This is a genomic window from Kitasatospora sp. NPDC002965 (assembly GCF_040611255.1).
In the GTDB taxonomy this organism is placed as follows: domain Bacteria; phylum Actinomycetota; class Actinomycetes; order Streptomycetales; family Streptomycetaceae; genus Kitasatospora.
Map to the genome: position 1 here is coordinate 1 of NZ_JBEXNT010000021.1, position 20,714 is coordinate 20,714.

At 73.9% G+C, this 20,714-nt stretch carries 18 protein-coding genes and 2 tRNA genes; 2 read left to right on the top strand and 18 right to left on the bottom strand.

The annotated features are described in order from the left end of the window. A partial coding sequence (locus tag ABZY91_RS11745) for an MFS transporter (RefSeq protein ID WP_355401711.1) occupies window positions 1-1,460 on the bottom strand: 1,460 nt, incomplete at its 3' end. Window positions 1,461-1,563: 103 nt separating this feature from the next. Here ABZY91_RS11745 and ABZY91_RS11750 point away from each other — a divergent pair. Further along, window positions 1,564-2,553 (top strand): helix-turn-helix transcriptional regulator, encoded by a 990-nt coding sequence (locus tag ABZY91_RS11750; RefSeq protein WP_355401713.1) that lies wholly within the window; start codon window positions 1,564-1,566, stop codon window positions 2,551-2,553. A 151-nt stretch (window positions 2,554-2,704) separates the two neighbouring features. On the opposite strand, the gene ABZY91_RS11755 is transcribed toward ABZY91_RS11750, so the two are convergent. The 8 genes from ABZY91_RS11755 to ABZY91_RS11790 form a co-directional block, all read right to left on the bottom strand. After that, window positions 2,705-2,777: transfer RNA gene (locus tag ABZY91_RS11755), tRNA-Ala, on the bottom strand. A 37-nt stretch (window positions 2,778-2,814) separates the two neighbouring features. Next, window positions 2,815-2,887 (bottom strand) — tRNA-Ala (locus ABZY91_RS11760). Between the two features lie 134 nt (window positions 2,888-3,021). Further along, a complete protein-coding gene (locus ABZY91_RS11765) occupies window positions 3,022-3,669 on the bottom strand; it encodes a histidine phosphatase family protein (RefSeq protein ID WP_329885199.1) in 648 nt (215 codons plus the stop codon). Then, window positions 3,666-4,136 carry a ribosome silencing factor gene (gene rsfS, locus ABZY91_RS11770; protein WP_329885155.1) on the bottom strand — a complete coding sequence of 157 codons (471 nt, stop codon included), beginning with the start codon at window positions 4,134-4,136 and terminating at the stop codon, window positions 3,666-3,668. Before rsfS ends, ABZY91_RS11765 begins: the two co-directional genes overlap by 4 nt. 128 nt (window positions 4,137-4,264) lie before the next feature. Then, window positions 4,265-6,160: a LytR C-terminal domain-containing protein gene (locus tag ABZY91_RS11775; RefSeq protein WP_355401715.1), complete on the bottom strand. Its 1,896-nt coding sequence runs from the start codon at window positions 6,158-6,160 to the stop codon at window positions 4,265-4,267. A gap of 18 nt (window positions 6,161-6,178) precedes the next feature. Next, window positions 6,179-6,811, bottom strand: a complete 633-nt coding sequence (gene nadD / locus ABZY91_RS11780) for a nicotinate-nucleotide adenylyltransferase (RefSeq protein ID WP_329885153.1) — start codon at window positions 6,809-6,811, stop codon at window positions 6,179-6,181. A gap of 153 nt (window positions 6,812-6,964) precedes the next feature. Then, window positions 6,965-7,123: a hypothetical protein gene (locus ABZY91_RS11785; RefSeq protein WP_327676842.1), complete on the bottom strand. Its 159-nt coding sequence runs from the start codon at window positions 7,121-7,123 to the stop codon at window positions 6,965-6,967. Window positions 7,124-7,308: 185 nt separating this feature from the next. After that, window positions 7,309-7,455 (bottom strand): hypothetical protein, encoded by a 147-nt coding sequence (locus ABZY91_RS11790; protein ID WP_329885152.1) that lies wholly within the window; start codon window positions 7,453-7,455, stop codon window positions 7,309-7,311. Between the two features lie 299 nt (window positions 7,456-7,754). Here ABZY91_RS11790 and ABZY91_RS11795 point away from each other — a divergent pair, with 299 nt between their 5' ends. Continuing rightward, complete coding sequence (locus ABZY91_RS11795; protein WP_355401718.1) at window positions 7,755-8,837, top strand: M48 family metallopeptidase; 1,083 nt, start codon at window positions 7,755-7,757, stop codon at window positions 8,835-8,837. Between the two features lie 78 nt (window positions 8,838-8,915). On the opposite strand, the gene ABZY91_RS11800 is transcribed toward ABZY91_RS11795, so the two are convergent. From ABZY91_RS11800 to ABZY91_RS11840, 9 genes are all read right to left on the bottom strand, one after another. Continuing rightward, window positions 8,916-10,004, bottom strand: coding sequence for a hypothetical protein (locus ABZY91_RS11800; RefSeq protein ID WP_355401719.1), 1,089 nt, complete (start codon window positions 10,002-10,004; stop codon window positions 8,916-8,918). Window positions 10,005-10,128: 124 nt separating this feature from the next. Further along, a complete protein-coding gene (locus ABZY91_RS11805; RefSeq protein WP_329885149.1) occupies window positions 10,129-10,716 on the bottom strand; it encodes a hypothetical protein in 588 nt (195 codons plus the stop codon). Between the two features lie 148 nt (window positions 10,717-10,864). Continuing rightward, window positions 10,865-12,187: a glutamate-5-semialdehyde dehydrogenase gene (locus ABZY91_RS11810; RefSeq protein WP_355401721.1), complete on the bottom strand. Its 1,323-nt coding sequence runs from the start codon at window positions 12,185-12,187 to the stop codon at window positions 10,865-10,867. 102 nt (window positions 12,188-12,289) lie between these two features. Next, window positions 12,290-12,814, bottom strand: a complete 525-nt coding sequence (locus ABZY91_RS11815) for a hypothetical protein (RefSeq protein ID WP_355401722.1) — start codon at window positions 12,812-12,814, stop codon at window positions 12,290-12,292. A 141-nt stretch (window positions 12,815-12,955) separates the two neighbouring features. Beyond that, window positions 12,956-14,092 carry a glutamate 5-kinase gene (proB, locus tag ABZY91_RS11820; RefSeq protein ID WP_329885146.1) on the bottom strand — a complete coding sequence of 379 codons (1,137 nt, stop codon included), beginning with the start codon at window positions 14,090-14,092 and terminating at the stop codon, window positions 12,956-12,958. 254 nt (window positions 14,093-14,346) lie between these two features. Then, a complete protein-coding gene (gene obgE, locus ABZY91_RS11825; RefSeq protein ID WP_329951482.1) occupies window positions 14,347-15,825 on the bottom strand; it encodes a GTPase ObgE in 1,479 nt (492 codons plus the stop codon). Between the two features lie 112 nt (window positions 15,826-15,937). Further along, window positions 15,938-16,195: a 50S ribosomal protein L27 gene (gene rpmA, locus ABZY91_RS11830; protein WP_209416555.1), complete on the bottom strand. Its 258-nt coding sequence runs from the start codon at window positions 16,193-16,195 to the stop codon at window positions 15,938-15,940. Between the two features lie 12 nt (window positions 16,196-16,207). Beyond that, window positions 16,208-16,525 (bottom strand): 50S ribosomal protein L21, encoded by a 318-nt coding sequence (gene rplU / locus ABZY91_RS11835; RefSeq protein WP_329885143.1) that lies wholly within the window; start codon window positions 16,523-16,525, stop codon window positions 16,208-16,210. 219 nt (window positions 16,526-16,744) lie between these two features. Beyond that, window positions 16,745-20,446 (bottom strand): Rne/Rng family ribonuclease, encoded by a 3,702-nt coding sequence (locus ABZY91_RS11840; RefSeq protein ID WP_355401725.1) that lies wholly within the window; start codon window positions 20,444-20,446, stop codon window positions 16,745-16,747. Window positions 20,447-20,714: the final 268 nt, after the last annotated feature.

Consider the following 20,714-nt stretch of genomic DNA (forward strand, 5'->3'; position numbering starts at 1 on the left):
TGCTCGGCGACGCGGCGGCAGCCGTCGTCATCGAGGCCGAACCGGAGGCCGAACGGCGCGGCGCCCCCGTGCTGGCCCGGCTGGCCGGCTGGGGCGGGTGCCGGCACGTCGACCGAGCCGAGGAACACCGAGCCGAGCAGCGCCACCCCGGCGACCTGGCCGAGCTGGATGGTCGTGACCATCACCCCGCTGGCATCCGCCGCGTCCGCCGGGGCGACCCGGCCGAGCGCCCGGGCGAACAGCGGCGCGTAGGAACAGCCCGCGACCAGCCCCAGCACGGCGGTCAGCAGCAGCGCGCCCGCACCGACCCCGGTACCGCCGCCCAGCATCAGACCGAGCAGCACGTAGCCGGGGGCGAGGAGCGCGGTGCCGAGGACCGGCAGGGCGCCGTGCAGCCGGCGGGGCAGCCGCTGCCAGTGCAGGCTCGCGACGCCGAAGCCGACCGCGATCGGCGCCGAGCAGAGTCCGGCGTGCAACGCGCTGTAGTGGAGTCCGGTCTGCTGGTGCAGGGCGAAGGCGAACATGAAGCCCGCGAAGGCCGCCATGATCATGAACAGGGCGCCGGCCGCCGGAAGCAGACCGGCCGCTCCGAGGACCCGGCCGGAGATGAGCGGCTGCCCGCCGCGCCGCGCGATCCGCCGTTCGACCACCACGAACACGACGACCAGCGCGGTGCCGGCGCCGAGCATCGCCCAGCCCCAGACGGGCCAGCCCAGTTCGTGGCCGAGCACCAGCGGCACCACCAGCAGGCCGAGGGCTGCGGCCAGCACGACCAGGCCGGGGACGTCGAAGCCGCGGTCGCGGTCCCCGGGCAGGTCGGGCAGCAGCCGGGCGCCGGCCGCGAGGAGCAGCAGCCCGATCGGCACGTTGACCAGGAACACGGGGCGCCAGCCCGAACCGAACAGGTCGGCGTTGACGAGGATCCCGCCGAGCACCTGACCGGCCGCCACGCCCCCGGCCAGCACGGCCGCGTAGAGCCCGAGCGCCCTGGTCCGGGCCGGTCCGGTGAAGGTCCGCTGCACCAGGCTCATCACCTGGGGCACCATCAGGGCCGCGCCGGCGCCCTGGAGCAGCCGGAACGCGATCAGCCAGCCGGTGGAGGGGGCGAGCCCGCAGGCCAGCGAGGCGGCGGTGAAGAGGGCCAGGCCGTACTGGAAGAGCCGGCTGTAGCCGTACCGGGCGCCCAGCCGGGCACCGGTGATCAGGAGGACCGCGTAGGCGACGGTGTAACCGGCCACGACGAACTGGAGGGCGGCGCCGGAGGCGCCCAGGTCGGTGCGGATGGTCGGTACCGCGACGTTGACGACGGCGGTGTCGAGGACGGCCGTGAACTGGCCGCAGAGCACGAGCGCGAGGAGCAGCCCGGGCCGGGTGCCCGGCGCTGCGGCGGGTGGGGCGCCGAGCGGGTCGGCGGGTGGGGCGGCGCCGGACGGGCCGCGCCGGGTCTGGAGATCCGTCATGGACCGAGCGTCACCGAGCGCCGGTACCGGTGGTTAGAGCCTGCTGATCCTGGTACTGGCAGCACCCTGTCCGGCCCGGGCGGGCTGCGGCACGATGGCGGGTATGACCGTCCTGGACGACCGCGGCGCCGCCGGGCTCACGACCGAACGCCCCACCACTCCGCCCGCCTCCACCACCGGCGGCGCCGCGCCCGGCCGCCGGGACCGCCGCCGGTCCGAGCTCGCCCGGTACCTGCGGGCCTGCCGGGCCCGGGTGGCCCCCGAGGAGGTCGGCCTGCCGCCGGGGCTGCGCCGCCGCACGCCGGGGCTGCGCCGGGAGGAGGTCGCACAGCTCGCCGGCGTCGGGGTGACCTGGTACACGTGGCTGGAGCAGGGGCGTCCGATCAACGCCAGCGAGCAGGTGGTGACCGCGGTGGCGCGGGCACTGCGGCTGGACGCGACCGAGCGCGAGCACCTGCTCCGGCTGGCCGAGGTAGCGGTGCGTCCGCCGGTGCAACCGGAGCCGCCCGTCCTGGACCCGTCGACCCAGGTGATCCTGGACGCGCTGGTGCCGCTCCCCGCCGCCGTCTCCAACACCCGGTTCGACGTGCTGGCCTGGAACGGCCCGTACGAGGCGCTGTTCGCGGCGAGCCGGGCACGGACGGACGAGGGCTGGTTCAACAGCCTCTGGTGCACGGTGACCAGCCCCGCGTGCTGCAACCCCTTCCTGAACCGGGAGGAGGCGCTGCCGCAGATGGTCGCGGTGCTGCGCAACGCGTACGGCAAGCATCTCGGCGAGCCTGTCTGGGAGAACCACGTGCGGGCGCTGGCCGCGGTGAGCGAGGACTTCCGGGAGCTGTGGGCCCGGCAGGAGGTGGCGCCGCAGCGGACGTCGTTGAAGGTCTTCCGGCACCCGGACGTGGGGGTGCTGCGGATGAACGCGACCTACCTGACGATCCCGGGGGTGCCCGAGACGTTCGTGGTGGTCTACACGCCGGACGGGCCGGCGGACCGCGAACGGATCGAGCGGCTGGCCACCCTGCCGCCCGGCGGCTGGGCCAACCCGTGCGACCACTCCGACACCTGTCCCGACCGCTCCGGCGGAACGAGCTGAGCGAGCCGAGCGACCGACCCGACCCACCCGACCGCCACGACCGGCGACCGGCGACCGGCGACCGGACAGGGCCCGCGCGGCGAGCGCCGCCCGGACGCAGCGCACGGCAAGAAGGCCGCCACCCGGTGGGGGGCGGCCTTCTCGTCATCTGTGGAGCTACGGGGAATTGAACCCCGGACCTCTTGCATGCCATGCAAGCGCTCTACCAACTGAGCTACAGCCCCGCGACACGCACGGCCCTCGCGGACCGCAGGTGCGGAGTGGAGCTACGGGGAATTGAACCCCGGACCTCTTGCATGCCATGCAAGCGCTCTACCAACTGAGCTACAGCCCCGCACTCACCGGATTTCCCGCTTCCCTGACCGGGTTGCGTTTCCTCCGTGCGAACGAGGAAGACTCTAACCGGTCAGGCCCGGAACTGCGAAATCCGCTCCCCGTAGACCACTCCACGCCCCCTCCGCGCACCGCTCAGGTGTCGTCGCCGATCACCGGCTCCGGCAGCGTGCCGGCGTTGTGCTCCAGCAGTCGCCATCCGCGCGCGCCCCGGCCCAGCACGGACCAGCAGCAGTTGGACAGCCCGCCGAAGCACTCCCAGAGTTCCGGCTCCAGGCCGAGCATCCGCCCCAGCATGGTGCGGATGGTGCCGCCGTGGCTGACGACGACCAGGGTGCCGTTCTCGGGCAGCTTGTCGGCCGCGTCGAGCACCACCGGCACCGAGCGGTCGGCGACCTCCGTGGAGAGTTCACCGCCGCCGCGCCGGACCGGCTCGCCCTGTGCCCAGGCCGCGTACTCCTCCGGGAACCGGGCGCGGATCTCGGCGTTGGTGAGGCCCTGCCAGGAGCCCGCGTAGGTCTCCTGCAGCCCCTCGTGGTGCTGCACGTCGAGGCCGGTGACCTTGGCCAGCTCCTCGGCGGTGCGCCGGGCCCGCTTGAGGTCGGAGGAGATCAGCAGGTCGGGGCGGAGGCCGGCGAGCAGCCGGGCGGCCCGCTGCGCCTGCAGCACGCCCTGCCCGGTCAGCTCGATGTCCGTGGTGCCCTGGAACCTCGACTCGAGGTTCCAGGACGTCTGGCCGTGCCGCCAGAAGACGATGCGCGGGCCCCGCGCGTCCCGGCTCAGCTGTAGTCCTCGGCGCCGAAGTCGTCCGCGGGCGCCTGCTCGGCCGGGGTGACGGCGTTGCCGACCGCGTCGGTGTGGGCGTCGGGCCGGTTGCGGGAGGCCAGGGCGTCCTCCGGCAGGGGCAGCTCGGGGCAGTCCTTCCAGAGCCGGTCGAGCGAGTAGAAGGAACGCTCCTCGGAGTGCTGGACGTGCACCACGATGTCCAGGTAGTCGAGCAGGATCCAGCGGCCGTCGCGCTCGCCCTCCCGGCGGACCGGCTTGATGTCCAGCTTCTCGCGCAGCTGGTCCTCGATCTCCTCGGCGATGGAACGGACCTGGCGGTCGTTGTTGGCCGAGGCGATCAGGAAGGCGTCGGTGATCGACAGCACCTCGCTGACGTCGAACGCGATGATGTTGTGGGCCAGCTTGTCGGCCGCCGCCTGGGCGGCGACGTTGATGAGTTCCTGGCTGTGGTCAGTGACGGTCACGGTGTTCTTCCGGCTCGGAGGCTTGGGGCGCCCCGGAGCGCGGGGCGCCGGGATCGCCTTCCAGGATCTCACGCCGCCCCGGCGGCCCCGGAACCGTTTTCCGGAGCCGCCCGACGCGAGCCGGGTGCCTACTGCGTCTTCGGCGGGGCGTAGTCCTTGCCGAGAACGACCAGCAGGTCCGCGTTCTGCGCCTCGGTGACCTTCTTCACGGCCGTCTCCGGCAGGCCGAGGCTGGTCGCCAGCGACTTCGCGGCGGCCTGCCGGGCGTCGTCGGTGTAGCGGATCTCACTGGCCGGCTGCGGCGCGGTCCTGGCCCCGCCGGGGACGAAGGTGAGGCCGGCGTTGACCACCTGGACCTGTGCGGCGGCGGCCGCCTGGTCGTTCCCGGTGGCGTCCTGGACGGAGACGCGGGCCGGCGCGTCGGCGGAGGTGGCCGCCTTGACGGTGCCGCCCAGCACGTCCTTGACCTGCTTGCCGGCGGTGGCCTCGTCCAGCGTGCCGTCCGGCTTCACGGTCAGTGCGGTGGCGCCGAACTGACCGTTCCTGGCCAGCTGGGCGAGCTGCGTGAGCACACCGGCCAGGGCGTCCTCGGGCAGCGAGGGGTCGAGCACCGCGTTCATCCGGTGGACGTCGTCCTTGGCGTCCTTGAACTCGACGGGCATGGTGCGCACCACCGCGTCCATCACCTGGCCGAACCGGGCCAGCTGGGCGTCACGGCTCTCGCCCTGGTTCTGCAGGGTGGCGTAGGCGACGGCCGCCTTCCCGTTCAGCAGGGTGTTCTTCCCGGCGGCGGAGAGCACCTTGCCGTCCGGCCTGCCGCCCTCGCGGGTCTCCGCGTCGGTGTCCACCCGGACACCGCCGAGCTGGGCGACCAGCAGTTCCAGGTACGGGGTGTCCAGCCGCCAGGTGCCGGCGACGGGGGCGCCGAGCACGGTGGCCAGGCCGTCGCGGGTTCCGGAGGCGCCGAGGCTGTCCATGGCCTGGCCGACGGTGGTGATCGGCGGGTCGCCCGGGCCGGGCAGCCGCAGGGTGTCCGGGAGCAGCAGGACGGTGCCCTTCTTGCCCGCGGCGTCGTTGACGAGCAGCGCGCTCGACACCTTGCCCTGCAGGTCGCGCAGGTGGACGACGTTGACCTGGCGCGGTCCGGCGGCGACGGCCGCGCTCTCCTTGTCACCGGTGAACCAGAGGTAGCCGCCGACGCCCGCGCCGACGAGCGCCAGCGCCGCGCCGGCGCCGATCAGCCGGTTGCGCAGCTTGCGGCGGCGTTCCGCGCGCACCTCGCTGCGGGACTCGGCGAACTTCAGCCAGTCGATGACGTCCTCGGAGTCCTCCCCCTCCTCGTCGTCGACGAAGGTGAACTCGCCCGTCGGGTAGTCGCCCTTGGGGGCCTTGCCCTTGGCGGCGCGGCTGCCGCCGACCTGCTCGGACGGCGGTTCGGGCCGGGCGGGGGCCGGCTCGGCGGCGGTCGGCCGGGGCAGCCGGGGGCGCGGCGTCACCGGGGCGGGCGCGGGCACGGCGGCGGGCGCCTCGGGCGCGGTCTGCTCCGGCTCGGCCACCACCGGCATCTGCGCGGTCGCGTACGGCTGCTGGGCCTGCTGCTGGTACGGGTCGTAGACCTGCTGCTGCTGGTACGGGTCCTGGTAGCCGTAGCCGCCCTGCTGCGGGTACGCCTGCGGCGCGGGCTGCACCGGCTGCCCGTACTGGTCGTACTGCTGCTGCTCACGCTGCTCGTACGGCTCGTACGCCGGCTCCTGCTGCTGCCCGCCGTAGCCGCCCTGCTGCGGGTAGCCCTGCTGGTACTGCTGCGGGTACTGCCCGGTGGACCAGTCGTCCTGCTGCGGGTACGCCTGCGGCGCGGGCTGCACCGGCCGGCCGTACTGGTCGTACTGCTGCTCGGGCTGCTCGTACGGCTCGTACAGCGGCTCCTGCTGCTGGTAGGCCTGCTGGTACTGCTGTTGGTACTGCCCGGCGGGCCAGTCGTCCGGCTGCCCCTGCTGCCCCTGCGGTCCCCTGCGATCGCTCATCCGTCGGCCCCTCCGGGATCAGGTCCGGTGCGGCGCGTAGAGCGCACGCTTGTCGATGTAGCGGACCACGCCGTCCGGGACGAGGTACCAGACCGGTTCGCCCTTGGCGACCCGGTTGCGGCAGTCCGTGGAAGAGATGGCCAGCGCCGGGACCTCCACCAGGGAGACCCCGCCCACCGGCAGCCCGGCGTCCGTCAGAGTGTGCCCCGGCCGGGTGCAACCGATGAAGTGGGCGAGCGAGAAGAGCTCGTCGGAGTCCCGCCAGGAGAGGATCTGGGCGAGCGCGTCGGCGCCGGTGATGAAGAACAGGTCGGCGTCGGGGTGCAGCGCCCGTAGGTCGCGCAGGGTGTCGACGGTGTAGGTCGGTCCCTTGCGGTCGATGTCGATCCGGCTGACCGAGAACTGCGGGTTCTCCGCGGTGGCGATGACCGTCATCAGGTAGCGGTCCTCGGCGGGCGTGACGTGGCGGTCGCTCTTCTGCCAGGGCTGTCCGGTCGGGACGAAGATCACCTCGTCCAGGTGGAACGCGCTGGCGACCTCACTGGCGGCGACGAGGTGTCCGTGGTGGATCGGGTCGAAGGTGCCGCCCATCACACCGAGGCGCCTCTTCACCGGCGCCGATCCGCCGGAATTCCCGGTCTGCTCTCCCATGGCGCCACACCTTACGCGACGCCCGTTACGGTGCGGGAACGCCCGGGGGCCGGGTCCTCCGGGCACACGTACGGGAGCGGCCGGCTACTCCGCCGGACGCTCCCCCGGGCCGTCGGCCGCCGGGTCGAGCGCCCGGCGGTCGTGTCTGCGGGCCTAGCGGTCCTTGTTGAAGCGGGTGGTCACGAAGAGCAGCAGCAGGAGGACGAACAGGGCGGCGCCACCCGTCAGGTACGGGTTGAGGCTGTCGTGGTTGCCCCCCTCGCCCTCGTTCGCGAGAAGGTTCAGGACGGGGAGTGCGGCGGCAGTGCTCATGGTCGGCGGACCTTCTCGGCTCGGTGACGGGCAGGAGGTGTCGTCGGGCCGGTGAGGGCCCGTCCGTCATCGTACGGGGGGTTACACGGCAACCGCTCGGCGGCCCACCGCGTCTGAACCGCCGTGAGCCCGCGCCCGTGGACGTCCCCGCGCCGATGCACGGCCGACCGCCGGTCCGCGGCAGGTCAGTTGTTGCGGCCGGCCCGGAGCAGGAGCCAGGCGAGCAGGCCGACCCCGACGAACGAGGCCACCACGATGATCCGCAGGAAGATCCCGGGACCGTTCTCCGAGGAGATCGGGGCGGCCAGGCTGACAAGGGCTTCGGTGGACATCTGCGGGCTCCTCGGACTGCTCGGTGCCGCGGCCAGGTCTGGCTCGGCTCTCCCGGGCATTCAGGGTAAACCGGCCTCACACCGGCGCCGCCCACCGCCCCCTCGGCCCCGGAAACGCGTCGCCGGGCACGCACCCGGGCCCCGCCCAGGGCCCGCCAGGGGCGCACGCCCGGGCGCACGTAGGGTGACGGCGGGGACGAGTACGCAACCGCGGACGTTGCAGAGACAGTCGTTGTAGGCGAAGACCAGCGGGGGCCGGCCAGCGGCCGGGGCCGCCGTCGACCAGGAGGTACTCACACATGACCGACACGACCGCGAAGACCCCGAGCCGTCGCCGCCAGCGGTTCCCGGAGATCTCCACCCGGGCCTGGGAGCATCCGGCGGACCGCTCGGCGCTGGTCGCGCTGCGCAAGCTGACCGGCTTCGACGACGTGCTGAAGAAGCTCGCCGGTCTGGTCTCCGAGCGCTCGATCCGCCTGATGTTCCTGGCCACCGCCGTGAAGACCTCGGAGCGCCAGTTCCCCGAGCTGCACGCCATGGTCCGCGACGCCGCCTACGTGCTCGACCTGGACAAGGTCCCGGACCTGTACGTCACCCAGGACCCGGCGGTCAACGCGTTCTGCATCGGCATCGACACGCCGATCATCGTGGTCACCAGCGGCCTGGTGGAGCTGCTGGACGAGGAGGAGCTGCGCTCGGTGATCGGCCACGAGGTCGGTCACGCGATGTCCGGCCACGCGGTGTACCGGACGATGCTGCTGATCCTCACCAACATCGCCGCCCGGATCGCCTGGGTGCCGCTGGGCAACCTGGCGATCATGGCGATCATCACCGCGCTCAAGGAGTGGTTCCGCAAGGCCGAGCTCTCCAGCGACCGGGCCGGCCTGCTGGCCGGACAGGACCTCCAGGCGTCCATGCGGGCCCTGATGAAGCTGGCCGGCGGCCACAACCTGGCCGAGATGAACGTCGACGCCTTCCTGGAGCAGGCCGAGGAGTACGAGAAGGCCGGGGACCTGCGCGACGGCGTGCTCAAGCTGCTCCAGGTGCTGCCGCAGAGCCACCCGTTCGCGGTGGTCCGGGTCGCGCAGCTGAAGAAGTGGGCGGAGGGCGACGAGTACCGCTCGATCCTGGCCGGCGCCTACCCGCGCCGCACCGACGACTCCGAGACCTCGGTCGGCGACCAGTGGAAGGCCGCCGCCGACCACTACACGACCACGGTGAAGGAGAGCAAGGACCCGCTGATGGGCCTGATCCGCGACGTGGCGGGCGGTGCGGCCACCGTCGGCGGCAAGCTGCGCGACACCTTCACCGGCGCCACCCGCAACGGCAACGGCACCAACGGGAACGGCAGCAACGGCGACGGTTCCCGCGACGGCAGCTGACCCGCTCCCCCGCACACCAGGACGGCCCTCGGCACCCGCCGGGGGCCGTCCCGCTGCCCCGGCCCGACGGCTCCCGCCTCAGCTCCCGGCGAGCACCCCGCACATCTGCCACGCCGGCCGGGCGTGGTTGCCCGGATCGACGGGCGGCGGCACCGTCGACGCCGCGGCCGGTGGCGGCGTGGGCGGCGCGGCGGCGTCCGCGGTCGCCAGCACCGGCTGGACGGCGCCGGCCAGCGAGCCGTCGCACGGCGCGGGACCGGCCTGCAGCACCGAGTCCACCAGCCGCAGCCGCGCCGACGCCAGGTCGGTCCGGTCGAACTCGAAGCTCAGCTGTCGCCGCACGGTCTCCAGGGTGACCGGCGCGCCGCTCGGCGCACCGGCCGCCTTCAGCGCGTAGACGAAGGTGTGGTCGGTGGCGATCTCCAGGGTCCCGTTGTCCGCCTCGTCGATCCGCATCGCGCCCGCGACCTTCACCGTGTCGGCGGCCAGCGCGACCTGCGCCGGGTCGAACCGGACCAGCCAGCCGGTCAGCGCGTGGTGCCGGTCGTCGGTCGGCTGGACCACGCTGGCGTCGAACTGCGCCTGCTCGCCCGGCGTCACGAAGGCCCGGACGTCGGCGGTCGCGCCCTGCACCAGCGTGGCGGGCGCGAGCGAGGAGGCGACCAGGTAGCGCTGGACGGTGTCGAGCGCCTTGGTCACCTCGATCCGGGAGAAGTGCCCGGTCGCGGCCCCGGCCGGCGTCCCGAGCCCGACCGCGCCGTCGCCGTAGCCGGGCGGCAGTCCGGCGAACGGGTCGGCCGGGTCGGCGACCGCCCGGACCGCCGAGGCCGGACTCAACGCCACCAGGCTGACGGTCAGTTGACTTCCCTCGGGCCGGGCCGCGGGGCGCGTCGGCGAGCTCACTCCGAAGTAGACGGCGGCGCCGAAGGCCAGCAGGATCACCAGCAGCAGGGCGAGCGCCTGGCGGGGCACGGTGCCCAGCGGCCCGAGGCGGACCTTGGGCCGGGTGGCCCTGCCGTACGCGCCGGCCAGCCGCTCCCGCGCCGACAGCTCCTGGATCCGGGCAGCGCGGACGAACGACTCGTCGAAGACCACGGACCGGTATTCGTCGTCGTTTCCGGAACCACCGTCGGGCGCACCCTCCGGAGGCTCACGCGGGTCACCCATGACACCAGGGTAAGGCGCACCCTCGCCCCGCCACGAGGCCTCTGGCACAGAACACCGGAAGCTCTCCGTGACCGGTGGCAGCCGCCCCGGGGCGCAACGGACCGCCGTCCCGCCGGTCGGCGGCTCAGCCCGCCGGGGCCGTGACCACCAGCGACGGCTCAGCCGGGGGCGGCGCCGGGTCGTTCCCCGGGCTGCTGTTCCCGGACTCGGGCCGCCTGGGCGCGCCCCCGGGGCCGCCCACACCCTGGTAGACGGCGGCGACCGCCATGGCGATCAGGCCCACGCCCATGATCACGGCGAGCACCCAGGCCACCGGCCGGTGCCAGCGCTGCTGGGCGACGTAACGGCCGCGCCGAGCGCCGAGCGGGTCGAAGCCGACCCGGCCCCAGCGGCGCGCACGCCGCTGGGTGGACCGGCCCGGGCCGGTCCACGGATCGGGATAGCGGTGATCGTCGTCGAGTCCGCCCGGGTACGGGCGGAGCTCCAGCGGCACCCCGTCACCGGCCGGGGCTTCGTAGCCCCAGGCCGGACCGGCCGCGTCCGGCTCGAACCGGGCCTCGGCAGCGGCGAGCTGCCGCTCCTTGGCCGTCGGCTCGTGCACGGCGGCGGACCGCACGAAGGCCTCATCGAAGACCACGGTGGCGAACTCGTCGTCCGCACCACCGTGGTCGGCGCCGTCGGGGTACGGCAAGCCCCCCACATCCTCAGCCACGGATTCAGCGTATTACCGGGAGGGCGATTTGTCTGTGGCTCCTCGCAGTTGGTCCATCACCCGTGTGACGCGGGCCTGCCCGGACCGGCCCCCGGTCGCTGCCGGTCTCCGGCCAGGGCCCCTGGCCGGAGACCGCTCCGGACGCCGGTCAGACGGCGTCGGCCGTGCCCCCCACGGTCTGCGTCGCCTCGCCCCGCACATGCCCGTCACCAGTGACGATGTACTTGGTGCTGGTCAGCTCGGGCAGCCCCATCGGGCCGCGGGCGTGCAGCTTCTGGGTGGAGATCCCGATCTCGGCCCCGAAGCCGAACTCGCCGCCGTCGGTGAACCGGGTGGAGGCGTTGACGGCCACCGTGGTCGAGTCGACCAGCTGGGTGAAACGGCGGGCGGCGGCCTGCGAGGTGGTGACGATCGCCTCGGTGTGGCCGGAGGACCAGCGGCGGATGTGCGCGACGGCGGCGTCCAGCGAGGGCACCACGGCCGCGGCCAGGTCGTAGGAGAGGTACTCGGTCTCCCAGTCCTCGTCGGTGGCGGGCAGCACCGTGGCGGCCGTGCCCTCGGCGGCCTTGAGGACCTCGTCGTCACCGTGCACGGTGACCCCGGCCTCGGCGAGCGCGGCGAGGGCGAGCGGCAGGAAGGCGTCGGCGACGTCCTGGTGGACCAGCAGGGTCTCCGCCGAGTTGCAGACGCTGACGCGCTGTGCCTTGGAGTTGAGCAGGATGCCGACGGCCATGGCGAGGTCCGTCTGCGCGTCCACGTAGACGTGGCAGTTGCCGGTCCCGGTCTCGATCACCGGAACGGTCGAACCCTCGACGACGGCGCGGATCAGCGAGGCACCGCCGCGCGGGATCAGCACGTCGACCAGGCCGCGGGCCCTCATCAGCTCCTGGACGGAGTCCCGGCTCTCGCCCGGCACCAGCTGGACGGCGTCGGCGGGCAGCCCCGCCCCGGCGACGGCGTCGCGCAGGACGGCGACCAGTGCGCTGTTGGAACGGTAGGCGGAGGCCGAGCCGCGCAGCAGCACCGCGTTGCCGGACTTCAGGCAGAGCGCGGCGGCGTCCACGGTGACGTTCGGCCGGGCCTCGTAGATGATGCCGACCACGCCGAGCGGCACCCGGACCTGGCGCACATCCAGACCGTTGGGCAGGGTGTAGCCGCGGATCACCTCGCCGACCGGGTCGGGCAGACCGGCCACGTCGCGGACGTCGGAGGCGATCGCGGCGATCCGCTCCTCGGTGAGGGTCAGCCGGTCGATCACCGACTCGGGGGTGCCGGCCGCGCGGGCGCGGGCGACGTCCTCGGCGTTGGCGGCGGTGATCTCGGCCGCGCGGGCCACCAGGGCGTCCGCGACGGCCTGCAGCGCGGAGTCCTTCGCCCCGCGCGGCAGCGGGGCGAGCGCGGCGGCCGCCTCCCGGGCACGGCGCGCTACGGCGAGGACGGGGCTGTCGGCGGTGGCGAGATCGCTGGTCATGCGCCAAGGGTAGCGACTGCCCCGACCCCGCCCGCCGGGTATTTCGCCCGGTGAGACACCCCCGGCCCGACCCGGCCCCCGGGGGTGTCCCGCCGGGGGCGGTCAGTAGGGGTGGACTCCGCCCAGGTGCGGCTGCGCGCCGCCGAACCCCTCGGCGACCCGCTTGTGGTAGGTCGCCCGGTCCACCACCTCCAGGCCGACGATCTCCCACGGCGGCAGGCCGGCGGTCACCTTGTGCTCGCCCCAGAGCCGCAGCGCGATCGCGGCCGCGTCGTGCAGGTCCCGGGCCTGCTCCCAGTACCGGATCTCCGCGTGGTCGGCGGCGTAGCGGGCGGTCAGGAAGAACGAGTGGTCGTGCGCCAGCCGCTCCAGCCCGGCCCGCAGCGCGGTGAGCGGGGTGACCTGCCCGGCGACGCTCAGCACCACGTGCCAGAGCCGGGCCTGCTCGGGCCCGACGGGCGGCTCGGTCTCGTCACGCCGGTCCGGCCGGAGCGGGCGCACCGTGCCCGGCCCCTGGGACGGCGGACCGGACGAACCCGCGGGAGCGTCGCCCCCGCCGCCGTCGATGCTGGTCAGCCGCCGGCCTGCCGTCCCTCCGGTCAGCGCTGCCTCGCGCCTGCTTTCCACCGGCGGCCTCCTGTTCGGCGATGTCGTGTCGTCGTGCCCGCCGGCCCCGGCCCGACGCGTACGGCTGCGCCCCTCCTCGCCCGCGGCCGGACGTGTCCCCGTGCGGAGCCGCCCGCCTTCCGCCGGCCGGCCCACGGCCGGTCAGCCGCGCAGGACGACCAGGTCGTCGCGGTGGACGACCTCCCGCTCGTAGGCGGCGCCGAACTCCTGGGCCAGGTCTCGGGTGGACCGGCCGAGCAGGCGGGGCAACTCCCTCGCATCAAAGTTGACCAGTCCGCGCGCCACGATGTGGCCGTTTTCGGCAAGAAGGTCCACCGGATCGCCCGCGGCGAACTCGCCGTCCACCCCGACCACCCCGGCGGGCAGCAGCGAGGCGCCGCCGGAGACGACGGCGCGGACGGCTCCGGCGTCGAGGTGCAGGGCGCCGCGCGGGCTGCTGGCGTGGGCCAGCCAGAGCATCCGGTCGGAGGAGCGGCTGCCGGTGCGCCGGAAGAGGGTGCCGGTGGGCCGGCCGGACAGGGCGTCGGCGGCGTGGCTGGCCGCGGTGAGCACCACGGGGATCCCGGCGCCGGTGGCGATCCGGGCCGCCTCGACCTTGGTGACCATGCCGCCGGTGCCGACGCCCGCCTTGCCCGCGCTGCCGATCTCGATGCCGTCCAGATCGTGCGGGCCGGACACCTCGGCGATCCGGCTGGTGCCGGGGCGGCTGGGATCGCCGTCGTAGAGGCCGTCCACGTCGGAGAGGAGGACGAGCAGGTCGGCCCGGACCAGGTGGGCGACCAGCGCGGCCAGCCGGTCGTTGTCACCGAACTTGATTTCGGCGGTGGCGACGGTGTCGTTCTCGTTGACGATCGGCATCGCGCCCATCGCCAGCAGCTGGTCGAGGGTCCGGTAGGCGTTGCGGTAGTGGACGCGGCGGCTCGCGTCCTCGGCGGTGAGCAGCACCTGGCCGACCCGGAGGCCGTAGCGGGCGAAGGAGGCGGTGTAGCGGGCGACCAGCAGGCCCTGGCCGACGCTGGCGGCGGCCTGCTGGCGGGCGAGGTCCTTGGGGCGCCGCTCCAGTCCGAGCGGGGCGAGGCCGGCGGCGATCGCGCCGGAGGAGACGAGGACCACCTCGGGGGCGTCGGCGCGGGCGCGCACCTTGGCGAGGGCGTCGACGAGGGCGTCGACGCGGTCGGCGTCCAGGCCCCCGGCCGCCGTGGTGAGTGAGGAGGAGCCGACCTTGACGACGATCCGGCGTGCGGTCAGCACCTCCGTCCGCAGGGAGTCCTCGCTCATCTCGCTGTTCGCCCTTCCGGTGTGGTGCGCTACGGCGGGGCCGGGCCCGGCCGCCACCCCCGCAATCTACGCGATCGGTACGGACCGTCCGCCGCGCGTTCCAGCCGCCGGACAGCGAACCGGACGGCGATCCGGACGACGGCCCGGAGGCGGCCGGACGGCGACCCGGAGGCCGCGCCTTCCGCCGACCCCCCGTCAACGAGCAGGCCCCCGCCTCCCGTTCGGGAGACAGGGGCCGTAGGGGCCGGTACCGGCTACTCTTCCTCGTCGTCGCCTTCCAGGGCGGCCGGACGACCGCTGGAGAGCGCCTCGAAGGCCAGGAACTCCGCCTCGGCGGCGTCCCGGTTCTTCTGCTTGTCACGGCGGCGGTCGACCGCGGGACGCGGGCTGTCCATGCGGTGGTCCTCACCGCGGCGGCCGAGCATCTCGGCGCCGGCAGCCATGGTCGGCTCCCAGTCGAAGACGACGGCGTTGTCCTCCGCGCCGATGATGACGGTGTCGCCCTCGTGGGCGCCGACCTTCCAGAGCTTCTCCTCGACGCCGAGGCGGGCCAGCCGGTCGGCCAGGTAGCCGACGGCCTCGTCGTTGGAGAAGTCCGTCTGGCGGACCCAGCGCTCCGGCTTGACGCCGCGGATGCGGAAGGCGCCGTCCTCCTCGGTGATCGTGAAGCCGGCGTCGTCGACGGCGGTCGGCCGGAGCACGATCCGGGTGGACTCCTCCAGCGGCTTGGCGGCGCGGGCCTCGGTGACGATCTGCGCCACGGCGAAGCTCAGCTCGCGCAGGCCCTTGCGGGAGGCCGCGGAGACCTCGAAGACGCGGTAGCCGAGCTCCTCCAGCGAGGTGCGGGTGAGGTCGGCGATGTCCTGGCCGTCCGGCACGTCGATCTTGTTGAGCGCGACCAGGCGCGGCCGGTCCTCCAGCCCGCCGTACTCGGCGAGCTCGGCCTCGATGGTCTCCAGGTCGCTCACCGGGTCGCGGCCGGGCTCCAGGGTGGCGCAGTCGAGCACGTGCACGAGCACCGAACAGCGCTCGACGTGCCGCAGGAACTCCAGGCCGAGGCCCCTGCCCTGGCTGGCGCCGGGGATCAGGCCGGGCACGTCGGCGATGGTGTAGACCGTGTCGCCGGCGGTGACCACGCCGAGGTTGGGGATCAGGGTGGTGAACGGGTAGTCCGCGATCTTCGGCTTGGCGGCGGAGAGCACCGAGATCAGCGAGGACTTGCCGGCGCTCGGGTAGCCGACCAGGGCCACGTCGGCGACGGACTTGAGCTCCATGACGATGTCACGGGCGTCACCGGGCTCGCCGAGCAGCGCGAAGCCGGGCGCCTTGCGGCGGGACGACGCGAGCGCCGCGTTGCCGAGGCCGCCGCGGCCGCCCTGGGCGGCGACGAAGCTGGTGCCGTGGCCGACCAGGTCGGCGAGCACGTTGCCCTGCCGGTCGAGCACGACGGTGCCGTCCGGGACCGACAGCACGAGGTCGTGGCCGTCGGCGCCGGTGCGGTGGCCGCCGGCGCCGGGCTTGCCGTTGGTCGCCTTGCGCTTGGGCGAGTGGTGGTACTCCAGCAGGGTGGTCACCTGCGCGTCGACGGTGAGGATGACGCTGCCGCCCTCGCCGCCGTTTCCGCCGTCCGGGCCGCCGAGCGGCTTGAACTTCTCCCGGTGTACGGAGGCGCAGCCGTGGCCCCCGTTACCCGCGGCGACGTGGAGCTCGACGCGGTCCACGAAGGTGGTCATGGGGTGTGCCTCCAGTACGAAGAGTGTGCGGTGCGATGTCGCTACCTGCGGTAAAGCACGAAGGGTGGACCGGATCATTCCGGCCCACCCCTCATTGTGAGTCTGGTGTGACTCAGGCCTCGGTGGCCACGATGTTGACGACCTTGCGGCCGCGGCGGGTGCCGAACTGCACAGCACCGGCGGTCAGCGCGAACAGGGTGTCGTCGCCACCGCGGCCGACACCGGCACCCGGGTGGAAGTGGGTGCCGCGCTGGCGGACGAGGATCTCGCCGGCCGAGACGACCTGGCCGCCGAAGCGCTTGACGCCGAGGCGCTGGGCGTTCGAGTCACGGCCGTTACGGGTAGAGCTTGCGCCCTTCTTGTGTGCCATCTCGCTATCCCCTTACTTGCTGACGGAGTCGATGCTCGTGATCCGCACAGCGGTGTGCTGCTGGCGGTGACCCTGGCGGCGACGGTAACCGGTCTTGTTCTTGTAGCGCAGGATGACGATCTTGTCGCCCTTGGTCTGGTCGACCACCTCGGCGTGAGCCTTCACACCGGCCAGCACCCACGGGTCGGAGGTGACAGCGTCACCGTCGACGATCAGGATGGTGGAGAGCTCCACCGAGTCACCCGACTTGGCCTCGATACGGTCGATCTCCAGCACGTCGCCGACGGCGACCTTGTGCTGGCGGCCGCCTGCGCGAACGATCGCGTACATGCGGTACCTACTTTCCTAACTCGGTCGGAGCTCCTGATGCCAGCCGCCTGGGTACGGACACAGGGGCCTCTCCCCGACACCTCTGACGAGGGCCCGGAAGGTGATGTGCTCGGGAGCAAGGCGTAGACACGCCGATGGTCAAGAATACGGACCGGCCGCCTCGGGAGCAAACCGGCACGTACGGGCCCGGGGCGGACTGGGTCCGCCCCGGGCCGGGCACTACTCGGCCGCCGTATCACCCTCGGCGGCCGCCGCCTTCTTGGCCGCCGCGCTGGTCCGCTTGGTGGCGGTCTTGCGGGCGGTGGTCTTCTTGGCCGTCGTCGTCGTCTTCTTGGCGACGGCGGTCTTCTTGGCGGCGGTCTTGCGGGCGGCCCGCTTCTTCGGTGCCGGCGCCTCCTCGGCGGGCTCCTCGGTCACGGTCTCCGTGTCCGAGTCCGTCCCGTCGGCGACCGCCTCGGCGGCCTCCTCCGTGGCGGCCGGCTCGACGGCGACAGGCGCGGCGGCAGGCTCGGCCGGCTCGGCGACCGGCTCGGCCGGGGCCTCCTCGGCGGGCTTCTCGGCGGCCGCGAAGGCCGACTGCAGCGCCGCCTCGGCCTTGGCCTGCAGGACGACGATCTCCGCACCGCCCGGGGCCCCGGCGGGGGCCGTGGCCTTGCGCACGGCACGGCGGCGGGTACGACCGGCCGGCGCAGCGGCGGGAGCCGGCTCGACGGCCTGCGGGGCCTCGACGACGGTCTCGACGGTCTCGACGGCCACCGGCTCGGCGGCGGGGACCTCGGTCCCCGGCACCTCGATCGCCAGCTGTCCCTCGATCTCCTCGCGCACCGGCGCGTCGAAGTCCTCGGCCGCCTCCAGCGTCTCCTCGGTCTCCTCGATCTCCAGGGCCTCGACGGCCTGCGGCTCCTCGTGGGCCGCACCGCCCTTGCCCCGGCGACGGCGCTTGCCGCCACCCGCGCCGGCCTCGACGGCGAGCGCGCCGCCGCCGTTGCCGTGGACGTGGGAGCTCGGCTGCTCCATGTGGACGATCACGCCGCGGCCGTTGCAGTGGACGCACGGCTCGGAGAAGGACTCCAGCAGGCCCTGGCCGACCCGCTTGCGGGTCATCTGCACCAGGCCCAGCGAGGTGACCTCGGCCACCTGGTGCTTGGTCCGGTCCCGGCCCAGGCACTCCAGCAGGCGGCGCAGCACGAGGTCCCGGTTGGACTCCAGGACCATGTCGATGAAGTCGATCACGATGATGCCGCCGAGGTCGCGCAGCCGCAGCTGGCGCACGATCTCCTCGGCCGCCTCGATGTTGTTCCGGGTGACCGTCTCCTCCAGGTTGCCGCCCTGGCCGACGAACTTCCCGGTGTTGACGTCGATGACGATCATCGCTTCGGTGCGGTCGATCACCAGCGAACCGCCGCTGGGCAGCCAGACCTTGCGGTCCAGCGCCTTCATCAGCTGCTCGTCGATCCGGTAGGTGGCGAAGACGTCCACCTCGGAGGTCCACCGCTGGAGCCGCCCGGCGAGGTCCGGCGCCACGTTGGAGACGTAGTCGTGGATGGTGTTCCACGCCTCGGTGCCGGAGACGATGACCTTGGTGAAGTCCTCGTTGAAGATGTCGCGGACGACCCGGACGGTCATGTCCGGCTCGCCGTACAGCAGCGCCGGGGCGTTCCCGCTGGTGGCCCGCTTCTGGATGTCCTCCCACTGCTGCTGCAGCCGCTGGACGTCGCGGGTCAGCTCCTCCTCGGAGGCGCCCTCGGCGGCGGTGCGCACGATGACGCCCGCGTCGTCCGGGACGATCTTCTTGAGGATCTGCTTCAGACGGGCGCGCTCGTTCTCCGGCAGCTTGCGGGAGATGCCGGTCATCGAGCCCTCGGGCACGTACACCAGGTAGCGGCCGGGGAGCGAGATCTGGCTGGTCAGGCGGGCGCCCTTGTGGCCGATCGGGTCCTTGGAGACCTGGACCAGCACGGACTGGCCGGACTTCAGCACCGACTCGATCCGGCGCGGGCCGCCGTGGCCGCCCAGCGCGCCGAAGTTGACCTCACCGGCGTACAGGACCGCGTTGCGGCCCTTGCCGATGTCGACGAAGGCGGCCTCCATCGACGGCAGCACGTTCTGGACCTTGCCCAGGTAGACGTTGCCGACGTACGAGGTGGCCTGCTCCTTGTTGACGTAGTGCTCGACCAGCACGCCGTCCTCAAGGACGCCGATCTGGGTCCGCTGGCCGTTCTGGCGCACCACCATGACGCGCTCGACCGACTCGCGGCGGGCCAGGAACTCGGCCTCGGTGATGATCGGCACCCGACGGCGGCCCAGCTCGCGGCCCTCGCGGCGGCGCTGCTTCTTGGCCTCCAGACGGGTGGAGCCCTTGATGGACTGCACCTCGTCCGGGTCGAACGACGGCTCGGTGGAGCGGCGGCGCGGCTCGCGCACCTTCACCACCGTGCGGACGCCGTCCTCGGTGGTCTCGGCGGCCTCGACGGCGCCGGACTCACCGCTGCGGCGGCGACGGCGACGGCGACGGCGGGAGGAGGACAGGCCGGAGGCCAGGTCGTCCTCGTCGTCCTCCTCGTCCTCGGCGGCGGCGAGCGCAGCGTCGGCGGGGTGCACGGTCTCCGGGGCCTCGGCCTCGGTCTCCTCGGCCTCACCGCGGCGGCGGCGACGGCCACCCCGGCGGCGGCGGCGCGACGGGCGACCGTCCTCCCACTCGTCCTCGGCCTCGGCCTCGGGGCCGGTGGCGGGGGCCTCGACGACGGGCGTCTCGACCGGCTCGGCGACGACGACGGGCGCGGGACGCTCGACGGCGGCCGGACGCTCGACGACGGGTGCGGGCCGCTCGACGGCGGCCGGACGCTCGACGGGCGGCTTCTCCGCGGCGGCCCTGCGCTGCCGGCCCGAGGACTGCACGCGGACCTGGGTGCGGGTGCGACGACGGCGGCCGACGCCGCTGTACTCGAACTCGTCCTCCTCGCCACGCTCCTCCGGCACGGCGGGTGCCTCGACCGGGGCAGCCGCCGCGGCGGGCTGCGCCGCGGGTGCCGCGGGCGGGGCGACGTAGGGGGCCGGCTCCTGGAAGACCGGAGCCTGGAAGATCGCGGTGGACGGGCGGACCGCGCGGCGGCGCACCCGGCCGGTGACCGGCTCGGGCTCGGCGACCGGTGCGGGCGCCGCGGCGACGGGCTCCGCGACGGCGGGCTTCACCTCGACGGCCGACTCCTCGGCCGGCTCCTCCTCGGCCACCGGCTCCTCGACAGCCGGCTCGACCGGGGTCTCGACGACCGGGGCCGCCTCGACCACACGGCGGCGGCGGGGACGGCGGGCCGGCGCGGCGGGCGCCTCCTCCACCGGAGCGGCCTCGACCGGCGCCACCTCGGCGACGGCCGGCTGCTCGGCGGCGGGCTGGTCCTCGATGGCCGGTGCCTCGACCGGAGCGGCCTCGGCCTTCTTGCGGGTCCTGCGGGCCCGCACGGGCTTCTCGGCCGCGGGCGCCTGGTCGGCGGCCTTCTCGGCCGGCTTCTCGGCCTTCGCGGCCCTTCCGGCGGGCTTCTCGGCCGCCGGGGCCTCGGCCTCGGCCGGGACGGCGCTCGCACCGGCGTCCGGCGCGGTGACGACGATCGAGGTGGCCTCGGGCGCACCGGCGGGCGCCTCGGCCCGCTTGCGGGTCCGACGGGCGCGCACGGGCTTCTCGGCCGCCGGTTCGGCGGCGGGCGTCTCGGCGGCGGCCGGCGTCTCGACCGGCTTCACCTCGGCATCGGCCGGGATGACCGTCTCGGCGACCGCCGAGGCCGCGCCCTGCGGGGTTCCGGCCGGGCGGGACACCGCGCGGCGGCGCCGACGCGGCGGCGCGGCGGACGCGCCGTCGCCACCGGTCACGGTGGTGTCGTTCTGTTCCGTTGCCGCGGACTGCTGCGGATCGGTGTTATCGAGCATGCGGGTGGATCTCCCGTCAGGCCCCCGGGCTCCGCATCCTGGCACGGCGGGGCACCGGTGGCGCCGGCCGGCATCATGACGATGCTCGGGCCGGACCCTTTCACGGTGCCGCCGCGCGGACGCGAGGCCGCACAGGGGCTCGTAGTCTCGCTCGGCGCCCCGCACTCGCGGGGTGTCGAAAGTCTTCTGGTCTGACCAGTCTTCTGAGGTTTTCCCAAGCTGCGCCGTTCCCCAACCCCGGGTGGCTCCCGGACGGGGTCCTCGGGCC